The following is a 13,065-nucleotide window of genomic DNA, read 5'->3' on the forward strand; positions in this document are numbered from 1 at the left end:
CCGGACGGCGATCTCCAAGGCGTCGGCGGACCGCGACCTCCAGGGCCTCGGCGGCGGACGTGGCGAGGAACTCGGCCTCGTCGTGGACTCCGTCGCGTGGACGCTCGTCGCGCCGTGACGGGCGAGGGATTCCCTGAAGCGCTCCGCCTGCCGGGAGTCACGACGACGACGGGGCCGACGCTCGCCCGACCGTCGATGGTCGCGTCGCCGGCGAGGACCAGGCCGGCGTCCGCCGCTGTCAGACGGCGGCTGCCGGGACCCTCGCGGTGGTCAGCAGCACCGTGACGCCTGTCGTCGCGGATGTGGATCCCAAGGTCGGTACCTCTCCTTCAGCCGAAGGTGTGGTCGGCTTGGGACAAGGTGCGTTCGGCACCCGAGTCTGGCACCTGCTGGCGAGTACGCCGTCGTTCACGGTGCTCTCCCCCGGCCTCAGGCGGTCAGCGGAACGCCGGCTGGCCGGTGATCGCCTGGCCGACGACCAGGGTGTGCATCTCGCTCGTGCCTTCGTAGGTCAGCACGGACTCCAGGTTGTTGGCGTGGCGCAGCGGCGAGTACTCCAGCGAGATGCCGTTGGCGCCCAGGATGCTACGGCACTCCCGCGCGATGGCGAGCGCTTCCCGGACGTTGTTGAGCTTGCCGACGCTGATCTGCTCGGGCCTGATGCGGTGCTGGTCCTTGAGCCGACCCAGGTGCAGGGCCAGGAGCGCGGAGTTGCCCAGGGACACCGTCATGTCGGTGAGCTTCTTCTGGGTCAGCTGGAAAGCGCTGATCGGCCTGTCGAACTGCACCCGGGAGTCGGCGTACTCGATGGCCGCCTGGAGGGAGTCGCGGCCCGCGCCGACCGCGCCGAACAGGATGCCGAAGCGGGCCTCGTTCAGACAGGACAAGGGTCCGCGCAGACCTTCCGCGAGGGGCAGTCGCGCCGAGTCGGGCAGCCGCACGTTGTCGAAGTACAGCTCTGAGGTGACGGAGGCGCGCAGGGACATCTTCTGCTTGATGTCCTGTGTGGTGAAGCCGGGTGTGCCGCGCGGCACGAGGAAGCCTCGGATACCGTCCTCGGTCTGTGCCCAGACGGTGGCCACATCGGCGATGCCGCCGTTGGTGATCCACATCTTGGAGCCGTCGAGGATCCAGTCGGCGCCGTCGTGGACGGCCCGGGTACGCATGCCGGAGGGGTTGCTGCCGAAGTCGGGCTCGGTGAGGCCGAAGCAGCCGATCGCCTCCCCGGCGGCGAGCCGGGGCAGCCACTCCTGCTTCTGCTCCTCGGAGCCCCACTTCCAGATGGAGAACATCGACAGCGAGCCCTGCACGGAGACGAAGCTGCGGAAGCCGGAATCCGCGGCCTCCAGTTCCAGACAGGCGAGTCCGTAGCCGACCGCGCTCGTCCCCGCGCATCCGTAGCCGTCGAGGTGCATGCCGAGAACCCCCAACTTGCCGAGTTCCGGGACGAGTTCGCGGGCGAAGTGGGCGTTCTCGAACCACTCGCCGACATGCGGGCGGACCCGGTCGGCGAGGAACTTGGCGACGGTGGCCTGGATCTCGCGTTCCTCGTCGCTGAGGGTGGAGGAGAGGTCGAGCAGGTCGAGGGGATCCTTCATGGGCTTGGCGCCGCTCATCGTGAGCTCCTGAGGTGTGTGTGGGGTGGGGTCGGTGGTGTCCAGTGCCGCGAGCGGTCAGGTGACCGCTCCGTCCGGCGCGGGTGTGCGGTCGGAAGGTCGGTGCAGGATCTCCGCCGTGTGCTCCCCCAGGCGCGGCGGTGGCAGACGGTACTGCGCGGGTGTGCCGCTGAGCGCGATGGGGTTCGCGACCTGACGCACCGGCCTGCTGTCCGCTGCGTCGACGCATGGGTCGGGCATGTCGACGATGCCGGGGAGGCCGAGCTTGTGGGCGAAGGCGAACGCCTCGTCGAGGGTGTTGACCGGTCCGGCCGGCACTCCGGCGGCCAACAGGGCGGCTGACCAGTGATCGGCGCCGGCCGTGCTGAGCCGGGTGGTCAGGATGTCCCGCAGTGCGGTGCGGTGGGCGACGCGGTCGGCGTTGGCACGGAAACGGTCGTCGAGAGCGAGGCCCGGCTCTCCGACGATGTCGGCGAGCGCCGCGAACTGACGGTCGTTGCCGACCGCGATCGCGATCGGGCGATCGGCCGTGGGAACGGTCTCGTACGGGGCGATGCTGGGGTGGGCGTTGCCCATGCGGCCCGGGACCACCCCGGCGACGGCGTACGCGGACGCCTGGTTGACCATGGCCGACAGCAGAGAGCCGAGGAGATTCACCTCCACCCGCTGTCCCTCTCCCGTGGCGTCCCGGTGGCGGAGCGCGGCAAGGATGCCGAGGGAGGCGTGCAAGCCCGTGATCACGTCGACCAGGGCCACCCCCGCTTTCACCGGCTCCCCGGTGGCGTCTCCGGTCACGCTCATCAGACCGCCGAGGGCCTGTACGAGGAGGTCGTATCCGGGGATCGCCGCGCCCGCGCCGCCACCGAAGCCGCTGATTGAGCAGTAGATCAACTCCGGCTGTCGGGCACGGAGTTCGCGAGGGCCGAGGCCGAGCCGTTCCATCGTGCCGGGGCGGAAGTTCTCCACCAGCACATCGGACTCGGCGACCAGCGCACGAGCCTGTTCGCGTCCGGCGTCGGTCGTGAGGTCCAGGACGACCGACCTCTTGTTCCGGTTGACGCTCAGGAAGTAGGTGGAGGTGCCCTCGTGATCCACCGGAGGTGTCCACGCCCGGGTGTCGTCGCCGCTGCCCGGCCGCTCGACCTTGATCACCTCTGCGCCGAGGTCGGCGAGGAGCATGGTGGCGTAAGGGCCGGCGAGGACCCGGGAGAAGTCGGCGATGCGCAGACCCTCCAGCGCGCCCCGTCCTTCACTGTCGCGAGCGGCGACCGGTTCGTCCGGCGCGTTGTGCTGGGTGCTCACGCACCCTCCTCTCTGATCCGTCCGCCGGTGCGACGTGGCTGCTGGGTCCCGGCCGCCCACCGTCACCACCAGCGCTCCAGAGGCGGTGCCGGATGGGTGAGTTCGACGAGGGGCAGGCCCTGGTCGTGGGGGCCGACGGGCCGTACGACGCTGACCCGTGCCCCCACCGAGACGGCGACCGGCGCCGATCCGGTGACTTGGCAGAGCAGATGGAAGCCTTCGTCCATCGCGACGAACCAGGTGTTGAGCGGGACGTGGCCGTTTCGGCGCACGACGATCCCGGAGCCCGCGCTGCGCGCCCGGGTGAAGGCGGTGGACCCGCAGGCGCGGCAGAACGAACGGCGGTAGGCCGTGGTGGCGCACCACCGGCAGCGCTGGAAAAAAAGCTCCCGGTGGTCTGCCGGTGCATCTGTCGTGGGGGCCGCGTCGGTGGCTGCGGTAGTTGCCTCGTGGTCGTCCGTGAACTCGGTCGGTTCGCGGGTTTCCGTCTGGAGCATCGCGGCCTCCTGCACGCACTTCGGTGACCGGAATCGGCTGGTCGGGATCCGTTTGGGTTCCTCCACCCTGGCCCTGTGGCGGATCGCCGGTCAACGACGTACTGACGCATCTTTGTGCGCGGAACACGTGCCGTTCACCGGGCCCGAGGCCATACGCCGGACCTATGCGTCGCGTGCCCCCGGGCGCGCGACGGCCGTTCAGGCGTCGACGACCGGGCGAGGCGGCTCCCCCCGCGCTGCGCGGTCTCAAGCCCGACTGGCTGCGTGATCCGAAGGTCTGGGGTCCTGCGCCGGGAAGGGGCCGGGGCGCCGTTGTCAGTGCCGGATGACACCATCCAGCCATGAGTGGCGAGTCTTTCAACTGGCACGATTTGCTGGGACGTTGGCAGGAAGAGTGGGTTCCGCGCGCGGACGAGGACGAGGGCGGGGACGGCGGGCGGAAGGTCGTCTCCTTGGGCAGGGCAGGGGCGGACGAGGCGGCCATCGTCGCGGCCGAGGAGCGGCTGGGGCGGCGGCTGCCGCCGTCGTACCGGGAGTTCCTGGCCGTGAGCGACGGGTGGAACGTGGACCAGATGGCCGGGGTCTATCAGCTCGGTGGCGTCGCGGACATCGACTGGTTCCAGGATCCGCACGACATGCCCCCGCTGTACGAGGAGGCTCTGGACGACAACCCACGCGAGGAGGATGTCCTGCTCGCCGGGATGTGGCAGCGAGCGCTGCGGCTGGAGACGGACTCCGACATGTCGTACGCCCTGCTCGACCCGGGAGACAGCGACCAGGACGGTGAGTGGGCGCTCTACGTCTACAAGGGCTGGAGCGGTGAACTACCGGACCGTTACCCGTCGTTCCGCGCGTACATGGAGGCCATGTACCGCGGCTTCCACGCCGACCGGGCGGAACTGGCCGGCTTCGTGAACGCGACCACGCGCGCCCAGGACGCCCATGTGGAGGAGGCACGCCTGCTGGCCCTGCGCGGACGGTACGAGCAGGCCCTGCCCCTGCTCGAGGAGGCGCTGTCCTTCGGACGGCCGGGGAGCGCCGTCCTGCTGAACCAGCTCCGGCATGTGCTGGCTCCACAGGGTTCCCGGGATTACGGCAACCTGGTGGCCGACCCGCGCTACCTCTCCGAGATCCTGCCGGTGCAGGCCATGTCGCCGGCGAGCGGCGAGTGGCGGCTGGGCGGGGACGACCACTGGCTCGGGATGATGACCGCTCGCGGGGCCGCCCGCACGACCGCCGAGGACGTACTGAGCGCGATGCGGGACGGCACCCACCGCTATGCGCCTTCCGGTCCATGGGGTCGGGCCGTCGCCGAGGCCCGGGAGTCGGCCCGTTGGGGGGCGACCGATGCCGCGTGGCGGGTGCTGCGGGACGCGCTCCCGCTGTGGGAAGCACCCGGGCCCTCGCTGATCGCCCCGATCGGCCTGCTCGCCGATCGGGTCCTGGGTCCGCTGATCACCCCGGAGCGCGGGCGGGAGATCCTCGCGACTCCGCGGGCAGGGCAGACGGGACCCGCTCCCGAGGCGGTGCCCGATCTCGACCGGCCGGGCCTCACCTGGCTGGCGGATCCTGCGACGAACCGGCAGCCGCTCGACGGATACCGCTGTGTCTGGGTCGAGGGGATCGACCCCGGCCGCCTGCCCGCCCTGATCGGCGAGGAAGGCGCCGAACTGAGTGCGCCCACGGATCCGCGCACGGCGTCCTGGCGGGCGCTCGCCCCCCACGAGCAAGTGGGTGTGGAACTCTGGGAGGACCGGGCCGTGGTCGCCGTCGGTCGCACCGCCCAAGCGTGGGCCTTCGCCTTCGACGGCTACTCCCAGCGCCACTTGAGCAAGCTGTTCCTGTCCCCCGCTCCGGCCGCCTCCTCGTCCGGCCGCGCGGTGGTGGTGTGGCGGGACCCGAGATCCCCGGGTGGCCATCCGGCCGCTTTCCACCTGTCGGTGGCCGAACAGGGCGAGGAACTCTACTCGTTCACCGTGCGCGGTACGGAGATCCAGCGCTTCGGCGCGATACCCGAGGCCCTGGATCCCGAACGGCTGTTCCGTCCCGAGGACCCGGAACCGGACTGCGAACTACGCGCGTTGGACGCCCTGCACGTCGTACTCGGGCTCTCGCTCCCCCGCTTCGCGCTGACCCAAGGCCGGCTCCACACCTTCACCACCCGCTCCTGGACCCGGGAGCCCCGGCCGGGCGAGGGATTCGGCTACGCCTACCTGGGCTCCCCGCGACACCAGCGGTGAACTCGAGCGGGCCCGCGTCCCCTGCGGAAGGCGGGCCCGCCCGCCGACGACGACCGGCCGTGGCTCAGGTCACGTTGATCGCATCCTAGAAGCGGATGTGCGTGCGGGCTTGCTCGATCCACCCCGACACGGCCTTGGCACCGCTGCTCTCGGCGACCGACTGCGCCTCGTCGAGGTGGTGGGACGCGGCCGTCGGATCGCCGGTTTCGGCCGCGAGGTAGGCCAGTGCGACCAGGCCGGCCGCTTCCCCGGGCCTGAAGCCGATCTCCCGGCGCAGTGTCACCGACTCGGTCAACCGCTCGCGGGCCTGATCGAAGTGGCCCGCGTCCCTGTCGGCGAAGCCGAGATGGCGAATCGCATAGGACATCGTCATCCGGTCGTCCACGGATTTCGCCAGTGCGTACGACCGCTCGAAGTATGGCCTGCCGGTGGCGCCGGCACCCTTGACCACCTGGTGCCAGCAGCCCACCCAGAACAAGGCCTCCGCCTCACCCGACGCGTCTCCCAGACGCTCGTACAACTCGGCCGCGCGCTCGAACAGCACCAGTTCCTGGATGTTCTCTTCCCGGTCGTTGAGGAAGCGGACGTGCAGCACCTTGCCTCGTGCCAGGGAAAGCGGCGCCTCGACCGCGTCCAGCACGTCATCGGCCCGGGCCAGCGCGGACGTGTCCCCGCCGAACATCGCCACTTCGAACAGCTCTCCCGCCCGTTCGATCCAGTCCTGCCCTTGCATACTCCTGCCCCTCCCCGTCGGACGATGTCAGCGCCGAGGCTATCTCCGCGCTGCCGACGGAAGGCGGAATTCTCGGGCGCCGCTCTCGAACACCCCGGTCGCCCGGAGGTGGGAGGCGGGAGGCGGGAGGCGGGAGGCGGACGACAGCCAGGGCGTCGCCGTAGGACCGTGCGCTGCCTCGTTACGCGGTCCGCCGGGGCGCCGACTCCTGCTCCGCTGTCATGACGCTCCTCCTTCGGAGGCCGGGAGGGCCGCCGCCCGGCGGGCGCCGCTCTGGGTGTGGCGTTCAAGCCCCGCGCAGGGCTGTTTCCAGCAGGCTTCCCCAGCGCAGGGCGGCGGCCACGCACTCCTGCGTCCGGGGTTCCAGACGCCGTCGCGGTCCGACGACCTGTACGGCGGCGACGACCTCGTCGGTGAAGTCGCGGACCGGTACGGCGACCGAGTACAGGCCCGGTTCGGCCTCCTCGTCGACGATCGAGTAGCCGCGCCGTCGGGTCACCTCCAGCCGGCGCAGGAAGTCGTCGAGGCCGGTCGGCGTGTTGGGGCCGTGGGGTACGAAGTCGGTGCGGGCGAACACCGCTGCCACCTCGTCGTCGTCGGCGTCGCTGAGCAGCGCCCGGCCGCAGTCACTGCAGTAGGCCGGGTAGGGGCGGCCGATCCACGAACCGAGCTGCCGGCTGCCTTGCGGCACCCGTTCGGCGATGGTCACGGTGGTGTCGCCGACCAGGACGCCGAGATAGCAGCTTTCGCCGGTCTCGGCGGCCATGCCCTCCAGGGCGGTCAGCCCGTCCGTACGCAGCCGGTGCGCCGTGAGGTCGCGCGCCGCCGCGTAGAGCCGCCAGTGCGGCGTGACGCCGCCCGAGACGTCGTCGCGGGCGGCGAACTCCTCCGCGGCCATGGCGGTGAGCATGCGGGAGAGCTGGCTGCGGTCGCGGCCCGTTCGGCGGGCCAGGTCGGAGACGGAGGCGGCGGAGCCGTGTCGCCGACCCTCGGCCGTGCTGCGGGCGAGCGCCGACAGGGCGTCCATGCCCTTCGTCACGCTTGAGTCCACGTGCTCCTCCGCCGTGCCGACGCGCGCGTTCGCCGGGGTGCCGTCCCCGTGGCTGTCGGTCCGCACTGTACCGCCGCCCCTCCCGCCGATCATGAATGTGCACCATCTGCATCTTGCCGTGCATTTAATGCACGCCTAGCATCCTTACATCAGCCGCCGCCGACTGCCGAGGGATGACTGCGCATGGCTACGACGACGATCACGCCGAAAGCCGCCGGAGAGGACCGGGAGCCCGCCCGGGCACCGGTCCGGCGTCGGACGGTCCGGACGATCAAGGTGTACTGGCCGGTCGAGACGGCGACGCTGGCCGCGTGCGCGGCGGGCGGCCTCGAGGCGCTGCGCGCCGACGAGTCCTTCGCCTCGCTGCTGCGGGTCCTGGAGACCTCCCCCGAACTCGGGGACTTCGGCGTGTACGGCGACGTCTTCGAGGTGGCCCTGGGCGCGGAGGGCTTCACCGTCCGGCCCGGCGCCCGTCCCTCCCTCGGCTCGGTCGGCGGACGGTTTCTCTCCTCGACCCTCGCCGTCACCACCTACGTCGACGCCGCGGCGGACGACGACGACCTGGCACGGATCCTCGCCCGCCTCGCCGACGCCCACCCCTGGGAGACTCCGGTGATCGAGCTCTCCGCCCCGCTGGACCTCGTCTCAAGGGCCTGACCCGCCTCCCCGAGCCCGTCGCAGGCGCCCGACACCCGCTGCAGCCGGTGCGCGACCAGCCCGACGCGCATTCCTCACCCGTCGAAAGTGGCCTCACCCCGCCGCATGCCGTTCCGATCGCCCACTGGCGGCCCTGTTCTGCGCCGGGATCGCGCTGCCGGTGCCCGTCTGGGCGCTGGGCCTCACGGCCGTATCCCCGCCGTCCAGGTGCGGTGGGGACACGGCCTCCCGGCGGAGTCGGCCGGCGCGGTCGCTTCCGCCACTGAACAGGCCGAATCGGCGCAACGGGCCGAGCAGTTGAACAACACCGAGAAAGAGGACGAGCACGCATGACACGAGCACGCATGACACCGGAACCGGCCACGGTCACCGAACCGCCGCTGTGGGCCCTGCACCGGGAGCTGATCGGCATGACGGTCCGCACCGACCTCACGCACGCTTTCCATCCCGGTCAGCCGCACTTTCCGGCCTTCCCGGACGAGAAGCGTGAGATGCCCTTCGACATGTCCCGCGGCGACGGGTTCAACGTGCACCTGTACACGATCGTCGGACAGTGGGGCACCCATGTCGACCCGCCCGTGCACTTCGTCGCCGGCGCCCGTCCCCTGGACGAGATACCCGTCGACGAGATGATCCTGCCGCTCGTCGTCCTCGACATCGCCGGGCGCGTCGCCGCGGACCCGGACGCCGTACCGACGCTGGACGACGTGGCGGCCTGGGAGGCGCGTCACGGCCGGATTCCGCAGGGGTCGTTCGTCGCGCTGCGCACCGGCTGGAGCCGCCGCTGGCCCGACCCGGCCGCCATGGCCAACAAGGACGAGGCAGGCCTGAGTCACTACCCGGGCTGGTCCGCCGAGGTGCTGCGCTACCTCTTCGAGGAGGCCGGCGTCACCGCGATCGGGCACGAGCAGACCGACACCGACCCCGGACTGGCCACCTCGGCGGGCGACTTCGGCCTGGAGAGCTACGTCCTGCGACGGGACCGCTGGCAGATCGAGCTGATGGCCAACCTCGACCAGGTACCGGAGGCGGGGGCGCTGATCGTCGCCACCTGGCCCAAGCCGCAGGGTGGTTCCGGCTTCCCCGCCCGTGTCTTCGCCCTGCACCACGAGGGCTGAACGCGGTGCGGACCGGCAGATCACCGGCTCGCTATAGTGCGGAGGTGACGACGAACGGTCCCGCACTCGGACAGTCGGGCCTGGGAGCGGCCTCCTCGCTGCGTATGGCTCTGCGGATGGTCAACACCGTGCTGGACCGCGAAGCCTCCGGCCGGACCGGCTTCAACGTCAGCAGGCTCGCCGACGAGGTCGGCGTCGAGCGCAGCAAGGCGTCACGCACCACCCAGGACCTGTGTGACAAGGGCTTCCTCGAACGCCGCGACGACGCGACGCTGCGCGCCGGCAAAGCCTTCTTCGCCACGGCCGCGTCCTTGCACCCCGGCCTGCTCCGCCGCAGCCGCCCGCTCCTGCGCCGCATCGCCGTCGCGCACGGCGCAGGCGCACGGCTCTCCGTCCGCGACGGCGTCCAGGTCCGGCTGCTGCGCGCCGAGTCCGCCGCGGGTCACGCCCAGGAGTGGCAGGGCCGGGCGAGTCTCGTCACCCCGTGCTGGTGCACCGGCGCCGGCCGCGCGCTCCTCCTGGACCACACCACCGAGGAGATCACCGCGCTGCTCGACGGCTACGAGCTGATCGGCGTCGGCGGCCCCGACGCGGCCCACTCCGCCGGGGAACTCGCCGCCGCCAACGACCGCGACCGTCTGCGTGGCTTCGTCGCTGCGCACGGTGAGTTCGAACACGGCGTCACCGAGTACGCCGTACCCGTGCGTGACAACGACGCACACATCCGGGCCGCTGTCTCGGTCGTCGGCAGACGGCAGGATCTGCTGCCCCAGGAGCGGACGATCCGCACGAGCCTCACCGCGGCCGCCGAGGCACTGGCGGACTGCGTCGACGGTGACGACACACCGCGGTAGCAGACTGGGCTGCGGCGAGGCTCGGGTCGGGCGCCGTCCGGGCAGGGCACCCATCCGCGCCGTGCCGGTGTCCGGCCAGTGGTCAGATCTGCCGGATCAGGATCCGCACGGCGACTGCCACCGCGGACGAGCGGCCGCTTCCCCGCCTGTGGTCGGACACCGTTACCGAAGGGGTCAGAACCAGCTCTGGAACTGTCCGGCATTGCAGCCGAGGGTGCGGAAGCCCAGGCCGCTGTCGTCGATGCAGCGGGTCGTCGCCTGGTTCTTGAGCTCGAGCGTGCCGTCGTTCCAGTGGTGGACGTACCAGCTCTGGTTGGTGCTGGAGTCACACGGCCGGGTCGTGAAGCCCTGGTCGCTGTCGTACATGCAGCGGTTGGTGCCGGCGTTCTTCAGCTGGACGGTGCCGTCGCCCCACGCGTGGACGATCCAGTTCTGGGCGTTGGTGCCGTTGCAGTCCCAGGTGCGGAAGCCCTGGTCGGTGTCGTCGATGCAGCGGTTCGTCGCCTGGTTCTGGAACGTGTTGACCACGTCCGCTGCGGAGGCCGTGGCCGCCGGTACGAGGGCGAGGGCGGCGACGGAGACGCCGAGCGCCGCGACGCGGGTGAGCGTGGAGACGGACATGGGTGGTTCCCTTCGGTCGGGTGATCGTGGAGCGCCGCGGGGCGCGGCAGAGATCGGGGGGCCGGGAGCCCGGCTGTGGGCGTGGTCAGCCGCACTCGCGACTGACGTTGCCCGTCTCGTCGCCCTGGAGGTAGATCGCGCTGACGTAGCCCACCCCGCCCGCACGCAGCGGCAACTCGACCCACTTGTCGCTCGTGTATCCCTCGGCGGAGACGAGCTGGCCGGTCTTCCAGCAGTTCGCCGGGTAGCTCTCGTCGGGCTGAACGGTGCTGACCACGCCGCAGGTGGTGGCGGCGCAGGAGCGGACGTTGGCCTGTGCCCAGGCGGTCACGGTGGTCTGTCCGCCGCCTCCGCCGCCCGGGGTACAGGGCAGGTTGACCCCGCGGTCGCGCAGATAGGGCACCGGGTCGATGCCGCGGACCGTGGTGGACGTGCCGATCCTGACGCGCAGGTGCAGGTGGGGGCCGGTCGCCTCGCCCTCACTTCCCATCAGGGCGATGCGTTGTCCGGCCTGGACCTGCTGGCCGACGACGACGTCGCGTTGGTACATGTGCCCGTACTCGGTCACGGTGCCGTCGTCGTGCAGGATGCGGATCCACTGCCCGTAGCCGCTGGCGGGGCCGGAGGCGATGACCTCGCCGGCGCCGACGGCGTAGATGGGTGTGCCCTGGGCGTTCGCGATGTCCACGCCGTCGTGGCTGCTGCTGTAGCCCTGGCTGATGATTCCGGCGGTGGGGCACGCGGCGGAGTAGGCGGTCGCCGTGGCGGGCGGGGCGGCGACGGCGGGGACCGCTGCCGCCAGGGGCAGGAGCAGAGCGACCGTTGTGACGAGTCCGGCGCGGGGATACAGACGCACGAAGCTTCCTCCGAGGGGTTTCTGTGGGGACGCCCCGGAAGTTATCCGCGCCCGTCGGACCGGCGGCATCCGGAACGTTCCGGAATGACAGCGCGTGACGCCTGCCGATAGGGCTCTCACTTGTCGAACACACCGTCTCAGAGCCCAGTTCGGGAGTCCCGTCGTGCGATCCACCACCAGAAGACTGATCCGGGGCCTGTGCGCCCTGCTGATCGTGGGCGGGCTGCCGCCCGCCACCGCCGCTGCCGCCACCGCCACCGGGGAGCGGCCCGCCACCGCACGGCCGGCCGCGGACTGGCGGGTCGACCTCGCCAGTACCTCGGCGGACCAGCACAACGTCGGCCGCCGCGCGGGCGGCGGCCTGGTCATCGGCGACCTGCGCACACGCACGCCGTCCGCCCCCGGCAAGGCGTTCGCCGTGTACACCGCCCCCTCCCGCGGTCTCGGCCTGCAGGCGGTCGACTTCACCGTCAGCCGTCGGGCCGACGTACCGTCAGGTACCCAGGTGGTGACCGAGGTACGGGGCAGCGGCCACCCCGGCCGGTGGACACAGTGGACCTCCCCCGACGACGCCGGCCGGCTGCGGCTGGCAGAAGCCGTCTCCGTCCTCCAGGTGCGGCTGACGCTCCTGGGCACCGAGGACGCCTCACCGGTCGTCTCCGCGGTTGCCGTGCACGCCGACGGGGCGCGGGCCGTCGCCGGCGCGCGCGGCGGCGCGGCGGCGACGGTCTCGCCGACGTACCGGCTGTTCGCCACCCGTGAGGGCCTGACGGGGCAGACCACGGCCAACGGCCATGTCATCCAGCCGCGTGACCACTTCGTGGCGCTGCCGTCCCGTCGGATGCTGGCGGGCAACGGCGGCCGTGAGTACCAGGTGCGGCTCTGCTACCAGCGCACGGGCCGCTGCGAGACCGCCCCGGTCTGGGACGTCGGCCCCTGGAACACGCAGGACGACTACTGGAACCCGCCCGCGCAACGGCAGATGTGGCGTGACCTGCCGCAGGGCAGGCCCGAGGCGCAGGCGGCCTACGAGTCCGGCTACAACGGCGGCCTCGACGAGTTCGGCCGCCGGGTCGCCAACCCGGCCGGTATCGACGTGGCCGACGGCACCTTCTGGGACGGTCTCGGCATGACGGACAACGACTGGGTGGACGTGACCTTCCAGCCGACCGACGGCGGGGGCGGACAGACCACCGTGACCGCCTGGACACAGGCCAACGTCCGCTCCTGCGCCGCCACCACCTGCGGCGTGGTCAGCACCGTCCAGCCCGACGAGAGCTACCCGGCGAACTGCTGGAAGACCGGCCAGCTCGTCTCCGCCGAGGGATACACGAGCGACAAGTGGGTCGAGTTGCCGCTGCGTGCGGGCGGGGTGGGTTATGTCAGCGGGATCTACCTCAAGGGCGACGTGACCGGCGGCGTGAGCCGTCAGTGCGACGCCTGATCCGCCCCGCGCCCGGGGCCACCCCGTAACGTTCCGGGGTCCCTTCTCCTGCGCGGTGCGGCAACGTCGCCGGTGC

Annotated in this window: 12 protein-coding genes; 5 read left to right on the forward strand and 7 right to left on the reverse strand. The window is 71.4% G+C overall.

Going from position 1 to position 13,065, the window contains the following annotated elements; all coding sequences use genetic code 11:
• Window positions 1–437: 437 nt before the first annotated feature.
• The 3 genes from ACIPFH_RS11540 to ACIPFH_RS11550 all read right to left on the reverse strand — a co-directional run bounded on the left by ACIPFH_RS11540 (window position 438) and on the right by ACIPFH_RS11550 (window position 3,415).
• Entirely contained in the window at window positions 438–1,616 is a 1,179-nt protein-coding gene (locus ACIPFH_RS11540; RefSeq protein ID WP_401825244.1) for an acyl-CoA dehydrogenase family protein, read from the reverse strand.
• Window positions 1,617–1,673: 57 nt separating this feature from the next.
• Entirely contained in the window at window positions 1,674–2,918 is a 1,245-nt protein-coding gene (locus tag ACIPFH_RS11545; RefSeq protein ID WP_401825246.1) for a CaiB/BaiF CoA transferase family protein, read from the reverse strand.
• Window positions 2,919–2,980: 62 nt separating this feature from the next.
• Window positions 2,981–3,415: a Zn-ribbon domain-containing OB-fold protein gene (locus tag ACIPFH_RS11550; RefSeq protein ID WP_401825248.1), complete on the reverse strand. Its 435-nt coding sequence runs from the start codon at window positions 3,413–3,415 to the stop codon at window positions 2,981–2,983.
• A 341-nt stretch (window positions 3,416–3,756) separates the two neighbouring features.
• Between ACIPFH_RS11550 and ACIPFH_RS11555 the strand changes: the two genes are divergently transcribed.
• Window positions 3,757–5,655: an SMI1/KNR4 family protein gene (locus tag ACIPFH_RS11555; RefSeq protein WP_401825250.1), complete on the forward strand. Its 1,899-nt coding sequence runs from the start codon at window positions 3,757–3,759 to the stop codon at window positions 5,653–5,655.
• 85 nt (window positions 5,656–5,740) lie between these two features.
• Here ACIPFH_RS11555 and ACIPFH_RS11560 read toward each other — a convergent pair whose 3' ends face one another.
• Window positions 5,741–6,388 (reverse strand): tetratricopeptide repeat protein, encoded by a 648-nt coding sequence (locus ACIPFH_RS11560; RefSeq protein ID WP_401825251.1) that lies wholly within the window; start codon window positions 6,386–6,388, stop codon window positions 5,741–5,743.
• Between the two features lie 286 nt (window positions 6,389–6,674).
• Entirely contained in the window at window positions 6,675–7,532 is an 858-nt protein-coding gene (locus ACIPFH_RS11565; protein WP_401825252.1) for an IclR family transcriptional regulator, read from the reverse strand.
• A 90-nt stretch (window positions 7,533–7,622) separates the two neighbouring features.
• Between ACIPFH_RS11565 and ACIPFH_RS11570 the strand changes: the two genes are divergently transcribed.
• The 3 genes from ACIPFH_RS11570 to ACIPFH_RS11580 all read left to right on the forward strand — a co-directional run bounded on the left by ACIPFH_RS11570 (window position 7,623) and on the right by ACIPFH_RS11580 (window position 10,068).
• Window positions 7,623–8,096, forward strand: coding sequence for a hypothetical protein (locus ACIPFH_RS11570; RefSeq protein ID WP_401825254.1), 474 nt, complete (start codon window positions 7,623–7,625; stop codon window positions 8,094–8,096).
• 329 nt (window positions 8,097–8,425) lie between these two features.
• Window positions 8,426–9,214 carry a cyclase family protein gene (locus ACIPFH_RS11575; RefSeq protein ID WP_401825256.1) on the forward strand — a complete coding sequence of 263 codons (789 nt, stop codon included), beginning with the start codon at window positions 8,426–8,428 and terminating at the stop codon, window positions 9,212–9,214.
• 44 nt (window positions 9,215–9,258) lie between these two features.
• Window positions 9,259–10,068 carry an IclR family transcriptional regulator C-terminal domain-containing protein gene (locus tag ACIPFH_RS11580; RefSeq protein WP_401825257.1) on the forward strand — a complete coding sequence of 270 codons (810 nt, stop codon included), beginning with the start codon at window positions 9,259–9,261 and terminating at the stop codon, window positions 10,066–10,068.
• A gap of 174 nt (window positions 10,069–10,242) precedes the next feature.
• Here ACIPFH_RS11580 and ACIPFH_RS11585 read toward each other — a convergent pair whose 3' ends face one another.
• Window positions 10,243–10,689: an RICIN domain-containing protein gene (locus ACIPFH_RS11585; protein ID WP_401825259.1), complete on the reverse strand. Its 447-nt coding sequence runs from the start codon at window positions 10,687–10,689 to the stop codon at window positions 10,243–10,245.
• An 85-nt stretch (window positions 10,690–10,774) separates the two neighbouring features.
• The gene (locus ACIPFH_RS11590) at window positions 10,775–11,545 is read right to left on the reverse strand and encodes a M23 family metallopeptidase (RefSeq protein WP_401825261.1); all 771 of its coding nucleotides are present in this window, start codon (window positions 11,543–11,545) and stop codon (window positions 10,775–10,777) included.
• Window positions 11,546–11,708: 163 nt separating this feature from the next.
• Between ACIPFH_RS11590 and ACIPFH_RS11595 the strand changes: the two genes are divergently transcribed.
• Window positions 11,709–12,989, forward strand: coding sequence for an SH3 domain-containing protein (locus tag ACIPFH_RS11595; protein WP_401825263.1), 1,281 nt, complete (start codon window positions 11,709–11,711; stop codon window positions 12,987–12,989).
• Window positions 12,990–13,065: the final 76 nt, after the last annotated feature.

This window comes from Streptomyces sp. NPDC088157, assembly GCF_044741545.1.
In the GTDB taxonomy this organism is placed as follows: Bacteria; Actinomycetota; Actinomycetes; order Streptomycetales; family Streptomycetaceae; genus Streptomyces.

Excerpts from the sequence above, each read along its gene's own strand:
- ACIPFH_RS11550 (WP_401825248.1), bottom strand. The coding sequence starts at position 3,415 with ATGCTCCAGACGGAAACCCGCGAACCGACCGAGTTCACGGACGACCAC.
- ACIPFH_RS11565 (WP_401825252.1), bottom strand. The coding sequence starts at position 7,532 with ATGATCGGCGGGAGGGGCGGCGGTACAGTGCGGACCGACAGCCACGGG.
- ACIPFH_RS11540 (WP_401825244.1), bottom strand. The coding sequence starts at position 1,616 with ATGAGCGGCGCCAAGCCCATGAAGGATCCCCTCGACCTGCTCGACCTC.
- ACIPFH_RS11575 (WP_401825256.1), top strand. The coding sequence starts at position 8,426 with ATGACACGAGCACGCATGACACCGGAACCGGCCACGGTCACCGAACCG.
- ACIPFH_RS11585 (WP_401825259.1), bottom strand. The coding sequence starts at position 10,689 with ATGTCCGTCTCCACGCTCACCCGCGTCGCGGCGCTCGGCGTCTCCGTC.
- ACIPFH_RS11555 (WP_401825250.1), top strand. The coding sequence starts at position 3,757 with ATGAGTGGCGAGTCTTTCAACTGGCACGATTTGCTGGGACGTTGGCAG.
- ACIPFH_RS11570 (WP_401825254.1), top strand. The coding sequence starts at position 7,623 with ATGGCTACGACGACGATCACGCCGAAAGCCGCCGGAGAGGACCGGGAG.
- ACIPFH_RS11560 (WP_401825251.1), bottom strand. The coding sequence starts at position 6,388 with ATGCAAGGGCAGGACTGGATCGAACGGGCGGGAGAGCTGTTCGAAGTG.